At 64.1% G+C, this 14,401-nt stretch carries 14 protein-coding genes; 9 read left to right on the top strand and 5 right to left on the bottom strand.

What is annotated here, in order from left to right; all coding sequences use genetic code 11:
- Nucleotides 1-207: 207 nt before the first annotated feature.
- Entirely contained in the window at nucleotides 208-690 is a 483-nt protein-coding gene (locus CAF53_RS20960) for a gluconokinase (RefSeq protein ID WP_100239595.1), read from the top strand.
- Nucleotides 691-788: 98 nt separating this feature from the next.
- Entirely contained in the window at nucleotides 789-1,184 is a 396-nt protein-coding gene (locus CAF53_RS20955) for a hypothetical protein (RefSeq protein ID WP_100239462.1), read from the top strand.
- A 584-nt stretch (nucleotides 1,185-1,768) separates the two neighbouring features.
- On the opposite strand, the gene CAF53_RS20945 is transcribed toward CAF53_RS20955, so the two are convergent.
- Both CAF53_RS20945 and CAF53_RS20940 read right to left on the bottom strand, forming a co-directional pair.
- Nucleotides 1,769-2,446 carry an FCD domain-containing protein gene (locus CAF53_RS20945; RefSeq protein ID WP_046765241.1) on the bottom strand — a complete coding sequence of 226 codons (678 nt, stop codon included), beginning with the start codon at nucleotides 2,444-2,446 and terminating at the stop codon, nucleotides 1,769-1,771.
- Nucleotides 2,447-2,458: 12 nt separating this feature from the next.
- Nucleotides 2,459-3,805: a gluconate:H+ symporter gene (locus tag CAF53_RS20940; RefSeq protein WP_100239594.1), complete on the bottom strand. Its 1,347-nt coding sequence runs from the start codon at nucleotides 3,803-3,805 to the stop codon at nucleotides 2,459-2,461.
- A gap of 260 nt (nucleotides 3,806-4,065) precedes the next feature.
- On the opposite strand from CAF53_RS20940, the gene CAF53_RS20935 reads away from it, so the two are divergent.
- Together CAF53_RS20935 and CAF53_RS20930 are read left to right on the top strand one after the other, a co-directional pair.
- The gene (locus CAF53_RS20935; RefSeq protein ID WP_242443545.1) at nucleotides 4,066-4,365 is read left to right on the top strand and encodes a response regulator transcription factor; all 300 of its coding nucleotides are present in this window, start codon (nucleotides 4,066-4,068) and stop codon (nucleotides 4,363-4,365) included.
- 58 nt (nucleotides 4,366-4,423) lie between these two features.
- Nucleotides 4,424-5,530 carry a Gfo/Idh/MocA family oxidoreductase gene (locus CAF53_RS20930; RefSeq protein WP_100239460.1) on the top strand — a complete coding sequence of 369 codons (1,107 nt, stop codon included), beginning with the start codon at nucleotides 4,424-4,426 and terminating at the stop codon, nucleotides 5,528-5,530.
- 8 nt (nucleotides 5,531-5,538) lie between these two features.
- Here the strand turns inward: CAF53_RS20930 and CAF53_RS20925 are convergent, their stop codons facing one another.
- Nucleotides 5,539-6,390, bottom strand: coding sequence for an SDR family oxidoreductase (locus tag CAF53_RS20925; RefSeq protein WP_100239459.1), 852 nt, complete (start codon nucleotides 6,388-6,390; stop codon nucleotides 5,539-5,541).
- A gap of 80 nt (nucleotides 6,391-6,470) precedes the next feature.
- Between CAF53_RS20925 and CAF53_RS20920 the strand changes: the two genes are divergently transcribed.
- Nucleotides 6,471-7,421 carry a cation diffusion facilitator family transporter gene (locus tag CAF53_RS20920; RefSeq protein ID WP_100239458.1) on the top strand — a complete coding sequence of 317 codons (951 nt, stop codon included), beginning with the start codon at nucleotides 6,471-6,473 and terminating at the stop codon, nucleotides 7,419-7,421.
- On the opposite strand, the gene CAF53_RS20915 is transcribed toward CAF53_RS20920, so the two are convergent.
- The gene (locus tag CAF53_RS20915; RefSeq protein ID WP_100239457.1) at nucleotides 7,399-8,934 is read right to left on the bottom strand and encodes a VWA domain-containing protein; all 1,536 of its coding nucleotides are present in this window, start codon (nucleotides 8,932-8,934) and stop codon (nucleotides 7,399-7,401) included. The two genes, CAF53_RS20920 and CAF53_RS20915, sit on opposite strands and share 23 nt — an antisense overlap.
- A 175-nt stretch (nucleotides 8,935-9,109) precedes the next feature.
- Here CAF53_RS20915 and CAF53_RS20910 point away from each other — a divergent pair, with 175 nt between their 5' ends.
- Nucleotides 9,110-10,189 (top strand): transposase, encoded by a 1,080-nt coding sequence (locus tag CAF53_RS20910; RefSeq protein WP_100236968.1) that lies wholly within the window; start codon nucleotides 9,110-9,112, stop codon nucleotides 10,187-10,189.
- On the opposite strand, the gene CAF53_RS27190 is transcribed toward CAF53_RS20910, so the two are convergent.
- A complete protein-coding gene (locus CAF53_RS27190; protein WP_157801328.1) occupies nucleotides 10,146-10,463 on the bottom strand; it encodes a hypothetical protein in 318 nt (105 codons plus the stop codon). The genes CAF53_RS20910 and CAF53_RS27190 overlap by 44 nt on opposite strands.
- Nucleotides 10,464-10,492: 29 nt before the next feature.
- On the opposite strand from CAF53_RS27190, the gene CAF53_RS20905 reads away from it, so the two are divergent.
- The 3 genes from CAF53_RS20905 to CAF53_RS20895 are packed head-to-tail and all read left to right on the top strand — an operon-like array spanning nucleotide 10,493 to nucleotide 14,392.
- A complete protein-coding gene (locus CAF53_RS20905; RefSeq protein WP_100239456.1) occupies nucleotides 10,493-12,076 on the top strand; it encodes a DUF4173 domain-containing protein in 1,584 nt (527 codons plus the stop codon).
- Nucleotides 12,077-12,087: 11 nt separating this feature from the next.
- A complete protein-coding gene (locus CAF53_RS20900) occupies nucleotides 12,088-12,798 on the top strand; it encodes a response regulator transcription factor (protein ID WP_100239455.1) in 711 nt (236 codons plus the stop codon).
- Between the two features lie 10 nt (nucleotides 12,799-12,808).
- Complete coding sequence (locus CAF53_RS20895) at nucleotides 12,809-14,392, top strand: HAMP domain-containing sensor histidine kinase (protein ID WP_100239454.1); 1,584 nt, start codon at nucleotides 12,809-12,811, stop codon at nucleotides 14,390-14,392.
- The last annotated feature ends 9 nt before the right edge of the window (nucleotides 14,393-14,401 follow it).

Raw genomic sequence — 14,401 nt, 5'->3', positions numbered from 1 at the left:
CCTTCCGCTTATCCTTCATCACCTGCATGGCTAAAGTGTGGAACAGGCGCTGGCACTTGCGACGAAGGTCGTAGTTTCATGGGCGTGGCGGTCCTCCTATAGCGATGCGAAATCAACGCGATGCCGAGCGCGTCGCTCGTCCGCGAGAAAGCCGCCTTGTTACCTTCTGTCGATCCTGTTCCAGCGTCGCCCCTTGCCATCATCGTCATGGGAGTGAGTGGCTGCGGCAAATCGACCCTTGGCGCGCTCCTGGCGCAGGCGCTGGACTGCCCCTTTCTGGAAGGCGACAGCTTTCATTCGCCCGAAGCCGTGGCCAAGATGCGCGGCGGTCGCGCCCTGACGGACGAGGATCGCTGGCCCTGGCTGGACCGCGTGGGAAAGGCCGCCGCGGATAGGGCGAACGCGCAGGGCATGACGGTCGCCGCCTGTTCGGCCTTGCGGCGGAGCTATCGCGACCGGCTACGCGGCGCGATCGGGGTTCCCGTGCGTTTCATCCTGCTGGAGAACAGCCGGGAGAAGCTGCTGGCGCGGCTGGGGGACCGGTCCGGCCACTATATGCCCGCCAGCCTGCTCGACAGTCAGTTCGCTACATTGGAACGGCCCTTGCCCGAAGAGCAGGTTCTGATCCTCAACACGGATGAGGCGCCCGATCTTTTGCGCGATGCAGCCTTGCGCTGGCTAGGGCGATAGCGAGACTGCGGTTATGGGTGGGGAGCGGAATGGCTGGTTTTGGAAGGCAAAGGCAGATAGCAGACATTCCAAGACGCTGCTAATAAGCCAGTTGATCGATGCTGATGAAATTTGGTGAGGCAACGGAACGGCGCATGGCGAAACTCCTTCAGATCATAAGTTTGATACTGTTGGCTGCATCCTTTCTTTCCGGGCCATTATCGATATATTTTGCTGATATCCGCCGATACCAGACCAGTATTGGGATTTTATTTCTTGGGATTGCTCTTGGGGTCGGTGGCCTGATCGGCTCATTAATAGCGGTTCAAATGCATTACGGTGAACTCGCGGATCGTGGTCATAGGGTCATCAACGATATGCCGGGCTACGGTCAAGCACTCGTCGGCGGATTGGGCCTGATCTATTTCTCGGCGGTGTTCGCAATCATATTGATTATCGTTGCCGTCAGACGCGTATGCTCTTGGCATCGGTTGCGAAAAAAAGGCCGCGATTGAGCAGCTCTTGCTTCCGGCGATTGCTATTGAGCGTCCGCACTGAATATCTCAAGCAAATACGATAAATAACCGAAAATGGTCGTTAGCGGTCCGTGAGACGATCTTCGCTGTCGCTGCCAAGCCAATCGATCACAGCCCAGAAGGCACAGGTTGCAGCCAATCCCCAAAGCTCCAACCTTTCGCTCGGCCAAAAAAATCCGACCGCGCCTAACAGGGCTGCCAAACCGGCCGCGAACCAAAACGAGCGAATGAATGTCAGCATTGCGGTAGCCTGCCATTGGCAATCAGCGTCAACAAGTGGTCGCTTTCAGACCCCCCTTCCATCATTGGACCTTGAAGCTGGAGACGGGCTGAGCATCATGCGTAACCCAAAGGCCACAGCATTCAAAAAAAACATCCTATTTCTCTGACAGGACGGGATTGAGCCTGTCCTATTGCGCGCCAGCGGGCCTATCCCGCATCCCTCTTTGAAACGTCGGGCAGATCCTCACCACGCATACGCGCGCCCAGGCACGCGCGCGCATACACTGTGAATTTCGGCCGAAAGTCGCCGATATCGGCCATAAACTCAATCGCAACGCGCCCTAAGGCATCAGCCGCCGCCGCCCTTCCCACAGATGCCAGCGCATGGCCAGCGCCGCGCCCTCCGGGTCCTGCGCACGGATGGCGGCGACGATCACTTCATGCTCGCGCAGCATGGTCGCGATCACCTCGGGCGGGCGGGAGCGGGAGATGTCGACGCCTGCGCGCATGATCTTCTCGACATCGTTCCAGAGCGCGTCGAAGGCGATGACAAAGGCGGGATTGCCCGTCGCTTCCGCGATCCGGCGGTGCAGTTCCATATCCTCGGCATGGGCCGGCTCGCTCGACAGCAGCGCCTCGCGCAGCGTGGCCATGCCGTCCTCGATATGCACCATTTCCTGGGGCGTGCGGCGGGTCGCCGCCAGCCTGGCCGCTTCCGCCTCCAGCACGAAGCGCACCTCGTAGCTGCCGAGCGTCGTCGGCAGTTCGGTGGACGGCATGAAGGCGGCCAGCCGTTCGGAGGGGCGGCTCTTGACGAAGGAACCCGCGCCGCGCCGCGCCTCGGTGATGCCGTCCGATGCCAGCCGGACCAATGCCTCGCGCACGATGGCACGCGACACGCCGAACATCTCGGCCAGCCGCGCTTCGGATGGCAGGCGCGCGCCGACCTCCAGCTCCTCGGACTTGATGATCTCGACGATGCCCGCATAGGCCTGGTCGGAAAGGCGTGCCTGGTTCATGGCAACCCCTTGTTAGAAGATGCTGCTGGCCACAAGCACGAACAGCAGGCCGACCACCGCCACCACGGTTTCCATGATCGACCAGGTCCTGAACGTGCCGGGCATGTCGGTGCCGAGATAGCTTTTCACCAGCCAGAAGCCCGGATCATTGACGTGCGAGAAGAACAGCGAACCCGCGCCGATCGCCAGCACCATCCATTCCGGCTCCACGCCGGACGCGGCGACCAGCCCCTGCATGACGCCCGCCGTGGTGATCGTCGCCACCGTCGCCGATCCCGTCGCCAGCCTGATGCACACCGACACGCCCCAGGCGAGCAGGATGGGCGAGATCGCCCCGCCGTCGGCCAGCCGCACCAGCATGTCGGACAGCCCGGCCGTCACCAGCACCTGCTTGAGTGCGCCGCCCGCCCCGATCGCCAGCAATATGCCGCCCGCGGGCGTCATCGCCTCGGTCCAGATCGCGTTCTGGATGGTCCGGTCGGTGATGCGGCGGCCGAACAGCAGGGGCAGGGCGACCAGCACCGCCACCAGCAGCGCGACCACCGGATCGCTGACCCAGCCGAGCCAATGGAAATGGACGGCGACGGCGGGCGGCAGCATGGCAACCGCCTGGCCCGCCGCGATCAGCACGACCGGCAGCAGTACCGCCGTCAGCGCGCGGCCGACGGATGGTGGGGGGACGTCGGCCTTCACCGGCTCCAGCAGCGGCGGGCTGAGCTTCACGCCCGGCGCGGTGAAGCGCGCCAGCAGCGGCCCCGCGATGATCGCGGTGGGGATGCCGACGATCAGGCCGTAGAGAAGGGTGAGGCCCAGATTGGCGCCCAGCGCATTGACCGCCAGCAGGGGGCCGGGATGGGGCGGCACCAGCGCATGGACCACCGACAGGCCGGAAAGGGCGGGCAGCATCAGGCGCAGCTTGGCCGTATCATCATCCTGGCCGTGGGGCAGCGCCGCCGCCGCGGAGGCCACGATCGGCAGCAGCAGCACCAGCCCGGTTTCGAAGAAGAGCGGCAGGCCGATGACGATCGCGGTGCACAGGCTCGCCCAGGGCGCGCCCCTGATCCCGGACAGGCGCAGCGCAGCCCGTGCCAGTCCACCCGCCCCGTCCGACAGTTGCAGCATCGCGCCCAGGCCCAGGCCCAAAGCCACGACCAGGCCCGTCCCGCCCAATATGGTGCCGGCGCCCTTTTCCACGGCCTTGGCCGTCTCCTCCATCGGCAGGCCCGCCAGCAGCCCGACCGTGAAGGCACCGCACAGCAGGCCGACAAAGGGGTGCAGCCGCCCTCGGATGATGAGCGTGATGGACAAGGCGATGCCGATAATGGCTGAAAGGACCAGCCGGCCGTCCTCCGGCGTCACCGGCTGCACCGTGCGGCGTTGATGCGTCGACGAAGCGAAACCCTCATCCTCTCCCTCCCTGACCGCTGGAATCCGGTATCCGGCGAAATCCCGGCCCGAAAAATCTGTTGGACAGCTTATAAGGTGGTTTGACTGAAAAACCACGAAATTTATGATATATTCGAAATTTTTTCTTGAACCTGTCAGACCACTTCCGTTATTGTTAGCGCTAATACGAATCCGGGGCGCAAACCCAGGTCAATCGCGGACAGGAGAGGAAGATGGTTTTCGGCACAGCTCTGCACGAGATTCTCGATCGCCCCGAATATGACTATCCGGGGCAGGACGAGCCGCGGCGATATGAATCGCCACCTCCCCATCTGACCCCGACCCAGATCAAGGTGCTGCGCTGCGTCCATTCGGGCCTGTTGAACAAGCAGATCGCCTATGAGCTGGGCATGGCGGAGGCTACGGTGAAGGTCCATATGACCGCGCTCATGCGCAAGCTCAATGTCCGCAACCGGACGCAGGTCGCGGTCGCGGCGGGCAATATGGGCTGGCGTTCCGGCTCCGCGGATTGATTCCGCGCCATTGCTGAACCTGTGCGCCACCGCTTTCAGGCGGAGGAGGAGGAATCCAATGCCCGATAGCAATCGGCGGGACATGATCGGCGGCCTTGGCGTGGGGCTGGTCGCGGCGGCAATGATGCCCCGGCACGCTATCGCGGCCGACCGCCGGATCGGCTATGCCGTTGTCGGTCTGGGTTCCTATGCCACCCGCCAGATCATGCCCAATTTCGCGGGCTGCGACCATGCGCGCCTGGTCGCCCTCGTCAGCGGCACGCCGGCCAAGCTCGACCAATATGGCGCCCAATATGGCATCCCCGCCACCCACCGCTACAGCTATGCCGATTTCGATCGTATCCGCGACAATCCCGACATCGATGTCGTCTATGTCGTGCTGCCCAATGCGATGCATGCCAAATACAGCATCCGCGCCGCGCAGGCGGGCAAGCATGTGATGTGCGAAAAGCCGATGGCGATATCGGTCGGCGAATGCGAGGCGATGATCGCGGCCTGCCGCAAGGCGGGCACCCGGTTGATGATCGGCTATCGCTCGCGTTTCGAGGTCCATAATCGGCTGGCTATCGATCTCGCGCGTGGCGGTCATGTCGGTTCCACCCGGCTGATCACCGCGGAGCACGGCTTTCCGATCCGGCCTGATCAGTGGCGGCTCGACCGCGCCCTGTCGGGGGGCGGATCGATGATGGACATCGGCATCTACAGCCTCAACGCGGCGCGCTATCTGACCGGGGAGGAACCTGTGGAGGTGAGCGCCATCGATTCCACCGACCGCAGCGATCCGCGCTTCCGCACGGTCGAGGACCGCATCAGCTTCTTGCTGCGCTTCCCCTCCGGGATCGAGGCGAACTGCATATCGAGCTACAGTTCGGCCCATAATGCCTATCGCGTCATCGGGACGGAGGGTTGGATCGATATGGAACCGGCCACCCCCTATAGCGGCCATGCGATGCGCATCCGCAAACAGGATGCGGTCATGCCCCGAACGCTGCCCACGCCGGCCAAGAACCAGTTTGCGGCACAACTCGATCATCTCGCCGAATGCGTTGTCACGGGCGCGACGCCGATCGTGCCTGGCGAGGAAGGGCTGGCCGACATGCGCGTGATCGAGGCGATCTATCGTTCCGCCGCCGAGCGTCGCCATGTTCGCATCGGCGCCGCCTGAGATGACCCCTATCCGTTGACGATCGTCCCGCCATTGGGATGCAGCACCTGGCCGGACATGTAGCTGGAATCCGCGCAGGCCAGGAACAGGAAGGACGGCGCGACTTCATTGGGCTGGCCCGGCCTTCCCATCGGCGTGTTCGCGCCGAAATGTGCCAGCTTCTCCGGGCTCGCCCCGCCGCTGGGGTTGAGCGGCGTCCAGATCGGTCCCGGCGCCACGGCATTCACCCTGATGCCGTCCCCGACGAGATTTTCGGAGAGCGACCGGGTAAAGGCGGTGATCGCGCCCTTGGTGCTGGAATAATCCAGCAGTTCCTTCGACCCCTGATACATGGTGACGGACGTGCAGTTGATGATTGCCGCCCCTTGTTTGAGGTGCGGCCGCACCGCCTGCGTCAGGAAGAACATGCCGAATATGTTGGTCTGGAAGGTACGGCGAAGCTGTTCCTCGCTGATGTCGGTGATGTCGCTGTCGGGATGCTGCTCCCCCGCATTGTTGACGAGGATGTCGATGCGGCCGAATTGCTCGACGATCCGCGCAACGGCATCGTCGCAAAAATCCTTTTCGCCCAGATCGCCTGCCAGCGTGAGGGCGCGTTGCCCCTCTGCCCGGACGATCTCGGCGGTCCGTTCCGCGTCCTCATGTTCGCACAGATAGACGATCGCGACATCCGCGCCCTCCCTGGCGAAAAGCGCTGCGACGGCACGGCCGATGCCGCTGTCCGCGCCGGTGATGACGGCGGTCTTGCCGGCCAGGCGGCCCGAACCGGGATAGCGCGGTTCCCATTCCGGTTTCGGCTCCAGCCGGCTTTCATGCCCCGGCAGCGCGTCTTCATGGATCATGTCCTGCGTTTGCGTCATTGCAAATCTCCTCTCATCGTCGAAGAACTCATCGTCTGCCGGAGAGTTCTCTTCGTCGGTCGACGCGAGGGAGAGGCGGGATGAAAATCGGGCGCGCCGCGCATTTTCGTGAAAATATCGTTCTTTACGGCGCGCTGGTCGCCAATGTCGGGATCGCCATCGCCAAATTCGTCGCGGCGGCGTTGACGGGTTCCTCCTCCATGCTGACGGAGGGGGTGCATTCGCTGGTCGACAGCGGCAACCAGTTGCTGCTGCTCTACGGCCAGGCGCAGGCAAAGCGCCCTGCCGATGCGGCCCATCCCTTCGGTTACGGGCGGGAACTCTATTTCTGGGCCTTCGTCGTCGCGATCCTGATCTTCGCCGTGGGGGCGGGCGTCTCGATCTACGAAGGCTGGCTCCATATCCGCGCGCCCGAGCCGCTGCGCGATCCCGTCGTCAACTATATCGTCCTTGCCATCGCCTTTGCCATGGAGGGGAGTAGCTGGACGATCGCGGTCCGAGAATTCGGCAGGAAGCGCGGACCGAGCAGTTGGTGGCAATCGATCCGCCGGTCCAAGGACCCCGCCGGTTTCATCATTCTGTTCGAGGACAGCGCGGCGATGGTCGGACTGGTGATGGCGGCGATCGGGGTCTGGGCCAGCCATCATTATGCCGACCCGAGGCTGGACGGCATCGCCTCCATCGCCATCGGGCTGGTGCTGGGCGGGGTGGCGATCCTGCTGGCGCGGGAGGCCAAGGGGCTGCTGATCGGGGAAAGCGCGGACGGCGCCATCGTCGAGACGGTCTGGCGCCTGCTCGACCAGCGACCGGAGATAACCGCCGTCAACCATGTCCGCACCATCCATACCGCCCCCGATGCGGTCTTCGTAGCGATCAGCGCCGACTTTGCCGACGAACTGCCGATGGGTCGGGCGGAAAGCCTGATCGAGGAACTGGAAAGCGCGATGAAACGTGCCATTCCCGAACTGACCTCCATCTACATCCGGCCCGAAAAACGGGAGGACGCGGTCATTCAGCCGCGCCCGTCCTGACCCTTTCCGTATCGGCGAGTTGGGCGAGCTGAAGGAATTCCTGCCGCCAATAGTCGGCCTGCGGCCCGGCAAGCCTGCCGATATCGGCATAGCTGAAGCCGCCCAATCGCGTGTCGCCGCGCAGCTTCTGGCCGAAGGCGGCGACCGCGACGGCAAAGGCCATGTCGCCTTCCGGACGCGCGGCGCCGGCAAGGAGCGCGGCGGATATCGGCTTTTCGATCAGTCGGCTGGTCTCGCCTTCGGGCAGCTTGTAGCGCAGGCGGACGGTGGCGATCTCGCCTGAGTCTCCTGCAGGCAGGGCAGGTGCGCGGTTGGCGGCATATTTGCGCGGCGCCGTCCAGTCGGTCTCGCCGGCGGGCACGATTTCGTAGATCGCCGTCACCTGATGCCCCGCGCCGATCTCACCGGCATCGACGCGGTCGTCGGCGAAATCCTCCTCGGCAAGGGCGCGGTTCTCATAGCCGATCAGGCGGTACTGGCTGACCGTGGCGGGGTTGAATTCCACCTGCACCTTCACATCCCTCGCGATGGTGAAAAGGGTGGAGGACAGTTCCTCGTCCAACACCTTCCGCGCCTCCATCGCACTGTCGATATAGGCGTGGTTGCCGTTGCCCAGGTCCGCCACCGCCTCCATCATCGCGTCATTATAATTGCCCTGGCCAAAACCCAGCGTGGTGAGGGTGATGCCATCCTCGCGATTCCGCTTCACCATCTCCTCCAGTCCTTCCTGGTCGGACAGGCCGACGTTGAAGTCGCCGTCGGTCGCCATGATGATGCGGTTGATGCCGCCGGGGATGCGGTGCGCGCGCGCGATGTCATAGGCCATGGACAGTGCCGGGCCCCCGGCGGTCGAACCCCCGGCATCCAGACCGCTCAACGCTGCCCTGATCTCCGCCGGGTCATGGCTGTCCTCGACCAGCGTTTCGACGAAACCCGCATAGGTGATGATCGAAACGCTGTCGTCGGAACGCAGGCCGTCCGCCAGGGTCGAGAGCGCCTGCTTGACCAGCGGCAGCTTGTCCGTATCCTGCATCGATCCCGAAACGTCCACCATGAACACCAGATTGGCGGGCGGGCGTTCCGATCGGGCGACGTCATAGCCGCGCAGGCCGATGCGCAGCAGGCGCGTGGAGGAATTCCAGGGCGTCGTCGCAACGTCGGTCGTGACGCTGAACGGCGCCGACCGGTCTTGGGGCAACGGATAGTCGTAGCGGAAATAGTTGATCATCTCCTCGGTTCGCACGGCGTCGACGGGAACGCCTTGTCCTCCGAGCAGCATGCGGCGGACATTGGCATAGGCGCCGGTGTCGACATCGACGGCGAAGGTGGAGACGGGTTCGGTCGCGACCTGGTGAACGGGGCTGATTGGCCGGCCGTCATAACGCTCCCCGGTGCCGGTTCCGGCGACACTGTCAGCGGCTTCATAGGCGGCTGAATCATAAGGTTTTTGACCGCATCCCGCGAGGATGAGGCTGGGGATCAGGCTCAGCGTGGTCAGCAGGTGAGAGCGCATCCTTGTTTCTCCACTTGATTGGTAGAGAGAAAATAGTGGCGGTCAAATGCCCCTGGCAAGCGACGAATGGAGCGGTGCGCAAGGCCGCGGACGCAGAGCTGGAGACCCGCAAAAACCGGTAGCGTTTGGACGGCTATAATGATTCACTGAGGGCGCGCGATCACGGAGGCCAGCTATGGATCCCAAGTCCCTGTTCAGTTTGAGCGATCACCTTGAGGCATTGAGCAAGGAGGGCGATCCGCTTGAGGTTTTGCAGGAGACGGTGGATTTCGAGTATTTCCGGGCGTGGCTGGTCGAAGGACTTGGTTATGGCGATGGAGCCAAAGGCGGACGCCCACCCTTCGATCCGGTGATGATGTTCAAGGCCCTGATCCTGCAGGCGCAGCATAATCTATCAGACGCCCGGATGGAGTTCATGATCCGCGATCGGCTGAGTTGGCTACGGTTTCTGGGACTGTCGCTTGGGGATCGCACGCCGGATGAGAACACGATCCGGCATTTTCGCAATCGCCTGACCGAGACGGGAACGCTCAAGCGGGTGATGAAGGCCTTTGACTGGCAACTCCAGAAGAAGGGCTACATTCCAATGTCCGGGCAGATCGTGGACGCCTCGCTGGTGCCTGCACCAAGACAGCGGAACACCGAGGGCGAACGTGAAGCGATCAAGTCGGGCAAGAGCGCCAGAGATATCTGGCCGGACGAGCCGAACAAGGCAGCACAGAAAGATACCGACGCCCGCTGGACCCTCAAGGTCGGCGGGAAAGTTCGGTATCGGGCGGATGGGACGCCGCTCCCCATGATCGCCCTGCCGGTCTTCGGCTATAAATCTCACATCAGCATCGACCGACGCTTCGGCTTCATCCGAGGCATGGCGGTGACTTCGGCGTCAGCGGCGGACGGGCGTCTTCTCCGACAGGTCGTCAGCACGGACAATACCAGTTCCGAGGTATGGGCTGACAGTGCCTATCGATCCAGGCGCAACGAGAAGTGGTTGTCGGATCAGATGCTCACGTCCCGCATTCATCGCCGCAAACCCATGGGCAAGCCGATGTCGAAGGCAACCGCACGGGCCAATGCCGCCAAATCCTCGATCCGTGCACATGTCGAGCATGTCTTCGCGCATCAGAAGAACCGGTTCAACCTGTTCATCCGCACCATCGGCCTGGCCCGCGCTGAGGCAAAACTGACCCTTTGCAACCTGGCCTACAACTTCAACCGCCTGATCTTCCACGAACGCCGGGAATGCAGGGGCTGACTCTGTCTGCAAGCCAGCCAAACCGGCGAAAACAACGCCAGGCATCGTGGAAATCGCTCCGAACGATGCCGTTCTTGCGCCCCGAAGCCTCGACGTCATCAAACCAGCCCGCTTCGCCAGAAATTACCCGGTTTTTGCGGGTCTCCAGCTGGAACGGGCTTCCGCCATTTTGGCGGAATAGCGCCGGTTTCGAAATGGCCTGCACATGTCCTGCACGGCTTCTGCGCCAATTATTGATCGGCAACACCGGCTTGCCTGCTTGGGCATGACGCATCTTTCCCTGACATTCGGGGAGACAGATGGATGCACAACTTTCCCTTGGCCGGGCGTTTCCGATGGAAACTGGTGCCCACCTTGGTCGTCGTCGCGATCGGCGACTGGCTTTTCTACCAGCGGCATTTATATGGCGGATTTTACGGGCTTTTCGCGCTCGCCTTATTGATCGCGCTGTGGACCGGTCGACCGGCGGTGCGCCATGACAGGCGCGCCTGGGCGGCATTGTCGGCCGCCGGCCTGTTCGCGCTCGCACTGGTCTATGATGCGAGCCTTCTTGCCTTGGCCTTGTTCTGGGCGGCGGCGAGCATGGCCACGCTGCTGCCGGCAACGGCGCGCTTCGATGATGGCTGGCGCTGGTGCCAGCGTCTGATCTGGCAAGGGGTGCGCACGCCTTTCGTCCCCTTGATCGACCTGCGGCGCTTCCTCAAGATCCGGGCCGCCGGCCGATCGGGGCGTTGGAACCTCGGCGCGGTGCTGGCGGTACTGGCCCTGCCGCTGATGGGGAGCGTCGTGATCCTGGCGCTGTTTTCGGCCGCGAACCCATTGATCGAACGCTTCCTCTCGTCGCTGCTGTGGCCCGAATTGTCGCTGGAACTGATCGGGCGTCTGATCCTCTGGGGCCTTTTGTTCCTGATGATGTGGAGCCTTCTGCGCCCCCGCCCCGCACGGCGCCTGCTGCCGGCCTTCGGGGGCCACGGCGATCTTGTCCTGCCGGGGGTGTCGGTCGCGTCGGTGACGCTCTCGCTCCTCCTCTTCAACCTGATCTTCGCGCTCCAGAATCTGATGGACATGGCCTGGCTCTGGGGCTTGGCACCGATGCCCGCGGGCATGTCCATGGCGGACTATGCCCATCGCGGCGCCTATCCGCTGATCGCGACGGCGCTGCTGGCGGCGCTGTTCGTGCTGGTGACGCTGCGTCCGGGATCGAAAACCGCGCGGACGAAGGCGATCCGCAATCTGGTGATGCTATGGATCGGGCAGAATATCTTCCTCGTCGCCTCGTCCATGTTGCGGACGATCGATTATATCGAGGCCTATTCGCTCACCCGCCTGCGGATCGCCGCGCTGGCATGGATGGCGCTGGTGGCCCTGGGACTGGCGGCGATCTGCTGGCGGCTGCTGCGGGAACGGAGCGCGGCCTGGCTGATCAACGTCAATCTGGCGGCGGGGGGGCTGGTGCTGGCGGTTGCCTGCTTCGTCGATCTCGGCGCCGTCGCGGCGCAGTGGAATGTCCGCCACGCACGCGAGGTCGGCGGGCGGGGCGTGGCGCTCGATCTTTGCTATTTGAGCGGATTGGGGGGCTCCGCTCTGCTGCCGCTGATCGATCTGGAACGGCGGACAGATTTGCAGCCGGCATTGCGTGAACATGTGCAAGCGGTGCGCGTCCGCATTCACGACGCACTGGCGCAGGATCAGCGGCAAGGCTGGACCCTGTTGGGGCAGATGCGGCTGAAGCGGGCGCGAAATAGTCCGGCCGCCCCCGCGCCATCCGGAGCGCGCGGCTGCGCCGGCGCCCTTTTGCCACCGCCTCAAGCCCCCGTCGCACCGGCGCAGGCGGAATCCGTCGACGCCAAGGCCGTGCATGCGTTGACAGGGGAGATAGGGAAATGATCCTATGCCCCATGCCCAGCACCATCCTGATCGTCGATGACGACCCCCATATCCGCCAGTTGCTCGTCTTCGCCTTCGGCAAGGCGGGGCTGGGCACGATCGAGGCCGCCGATGGCGAGCAGGCACTGGCCGAGGTCGAACGCCATGCGCCCGACCTCGTCATCCTGGACATCAACATGCCGCGCATGGACGGGCTGGAGGTGTGCCGCAGGCTGCGCGCGCAAAATGACGTGCCGATCTTCTTCCTGTCCTCCCGCGACGATGAGATCGACCGGGTGCTGGGCATCGAACTGGGCGGCGACGATTATGTGGTGAAGCCCTTCTCCCCGCGCGAGGTGGTGGCGCGTTCCATGGCGATCCTGCGCCGCACCGCTGCCCGCCCGCCAGTGGTGGAGAATGTCGGCGTCATGCGCCACGGGCTGCTCAGCCTCGATACCGAAAGCTGGTCGGCCCACTGGGGCATGGCGGAGGTCGGCCTGACCGTGACGGAATTCACCATATTGCGGACGCTGCTCGCCATGCCGTCCCGCATCTTTTCGCGCGACCAGATCATCGACCGCTTCCGGGGACCGGGCTTTGCCCTCACCGACCGGACGGTGGACAGCCACATCCGCAACCTCCGCCGCAAATTCAGCGATGTGGGCGGGATCGACCTCATCGAGACGCGGGCCGGCATCGGCTATCGGCTGGGGGCATGCGGCGGAACGGACCTGACGGCATGATAGGGGCTGCATGATCCTGAAGGCGAAGGCATGGATCGCCCGGCACTGGCCGGTCCTGCGGCTGCGCACCATATTGTTCGGAACGCTGCTGTTCGTGGCCGCGCTGCCCGGCCTCGGCGCGATCTTCCTGCGCGTCTATGAAAATGCATTGGTGCGCCGCACGGAGGCGGAACTGGTGGCGCAGGGCGCCGCGCTGGCCGCCAGCGCTTCGGTGGTGGGCAGCGGGCTGACGGCCACACCCGCCGCGCCTGCGGCGACGGTGCGCTATCATGACCGGATGACGGAGGTGGATTTGCGCTCCTCCCCCATATTGCCGCCACGTCCGTCCGCCGCACCGACGCGGGACCGGCCGGACGGCGCCGCCATCGCCATCGCCCGGCGGATGATGCCGGCCTTTGCCGAAACCAAGATGACGACCCTTTCCTCCATCCTCATGCTCGACCGGCGCGGCATCGTGCTGAACGGACGGGAGGGGGGACGAAGCCTCGCCGCCTTGCCGGAAATCCGGGCAGCGCTGGCTGGGCGATCCGTCACGGTGTTGCGGGAGAATGAGGGGATGGTCACCCGCTATCCGCTCGAATGGTTGAGCCGGGCGTCGAACATCCGGTTGCATCACGCACGCCCGATCAGCCTCGATGGGAAAGTCATCGGCGTGCTGCTGGTATCGCGCTCTCCCCGTGCGCTGTTCCTGGGGCTCTATGAGGACCGGGGCAAGATCGCGCTAGGCGTGGTGGCGATCTTCCTGCTGCTGGTGCTGCTATCGGCGGTGCTGTCGCGCGCCATCGTCCGGCCGATCGAAGGCTTGAGCCGCGCGACGAGGGAACTCGCCTCAGGGCGGCGGATCACGCCGCGCCATCCGTCCCTGCAGGTGGTCGAGATACGGGCACTCTACCAGGATTTCGAGCAGATGGCCGACAGCATCGGCAAGCGTTCCCGCTATCTGCGCGATTTCGCCTCCTCGCTCAGCCATGAGTTCAAGACGCCGCTGGCCGGCATTTCCGGCGCGATCGAGCTGTTGCAGGATCATGGCGTCGACATGGCGCCCGCCGATCGGGAACGTTTCCTCGGCAATATGGCGGCCGATGCCCAACGGCTGTCGCGGATGGTGCGGCGGCTGATGGAACTGGCGCGGGCGGACGTGCTCGTGGGCGAAAGCGGCGCGCGGGCCGATGCCGGACCCGTATTGGCGGCCGTGGCCGATGCGATGGCGAACGAGACATTCGCCATCGGCCTGCATCTGCCCGGGATGATGCCGCCCCTCGCGGTCGACGCCGATGCGCTGGAAAGCGTTCTCGCGACCCTGTGTGAAAATGCGCGGCAGGCGGGTGCGTCACGGCTGGACATCAGCGCGACGCGGCAGGACGATCAGGTCTGGATCGCCCTTGCCGACGACGGGCCGGGCGTTCCAGAGGCGGACCGGGACCGGATTTTCGATCCCTTCTTCACCAGCAAGCGGGAAAAGGGCGGCACCGGCCTCGGCCTCGCCATTGCCCGGTCGCTGCTGGATGCCTATCGCGGCAAGCTGCAACTCATGCCATCGGCGCGGGGCGCGCATTTCCGTCTCATCTGCCCCATCGTCCAGGCCGGGGATTAGAGCGGATTC

Origin of the sequence: Sphingobium sp. LB126 (assembly GCF_002795205.1) — a bacterium.
Taxonomy (GTDB): Bacteria; Pseudomonadota; Alphaproteobacteria; order Sphingomonadales; family Sphingomonadaceae; genus Sphingobium; species Sphingobium chungbukense.
This window is presented reverse-complemented; position numbering and strand designations above follow the sequence as displayed.

Excerpts from the sequence above, each read along its gene's own strand:
- CAF53_RS20935 (WP_242443545.1), top strand. The coding sequence starts at position 4,066 with ATGGTTTTCGGCACAGCTCTGCACGAGATTCTCGATCGCCCCGAATAT.
- CAF53_RS20920 (WP_100239458.1), top strand. The coding sequence starts at position 6,471 with ATGAAAATCGGGCGCGCCGCGCATTTTCGTGAAAATATCGTTCTTTAC.
- CAF53_RS27190 (WP_157801328.1), bottom strand. The coding sequence starts at position 10,463 with ATGCGTCATGCCCAAGCAGGCAAGCCGGTGTTGCCGATCAATAATTGG.
- CAF53_RS20910 (WP_100236968.1), top strand. The coding sequence starts at position 9,110 with ATGGATCCCAAGTCCCTGTTCAGTTTGAGCGATCACCTTGAGGCATTG.
- CAF53_RS20930 (WP_100239460.1), top strand. The coding sequence starts at position 4,424 with ATGCCCGATAGCAATCGGCGGGACATGATCGGCGGCCTTGGCGTGGGG.
- CAF53_RS20905 (WP_100239456.1), top strand. The coding sequence starts at position 10,493 with ATGCACAACTTTCCCTTGGCCGGGCGTTTCCGATGGAAACTGGTGCCC.
- CAF53_RS20955 (WP_100239462.1), top strand. The coding sequence starts at position 789 with ATGCTGATGAAATTTGGTGAGGCAACGGAACGGCGCATGGCGAAACTC.
- CAF53_RS20960 (WP_100239595.1), top strand. The coding sequence starts at position 208 with ATGGGAGTGAGTGGCTGCGGCAAATCGACCCTTGGCGCGCTCCTGGCG.
- CAF53_RS20895 (WP_100239454.1), top strand. The coding sequence starts at position 12,809 with ATGATCCTGAAGGCGAAGGCATGGATCGCCCGGCACTGGCCGGTCCTG.
- CAF53_RS20925 (WP_100239459.1), bottom strand. The coding sequence starts at position 6,390 with ATGACGCAAACGCAGGACATGATCCATGAAGACGCGCTGCCGGGGCAT.
- CAF53_RS20945 (WP_046765241.1), bottom strand. The coding sequence starts at position 2,446 with ATGAACCAGGCACGCCTTTCCGACCAGGCCTATGCGGGCATCGTCGAG.
- CAF53_RS20900 (WP_100239455.1), top strand. The coding sequence starts at position 12,088 with ATGCCCAGCACCATCCTGATCGTCGATGACGACCCCCATATCCGCCAG.
- CAF53_RS20915 (WP_100239457.1), bottom strand. The coding sequence starts at position 8,934 with ATGCGCTCTCACCTGCTGACCACGCTGAGCCTGATCCCCAGCCTCATC.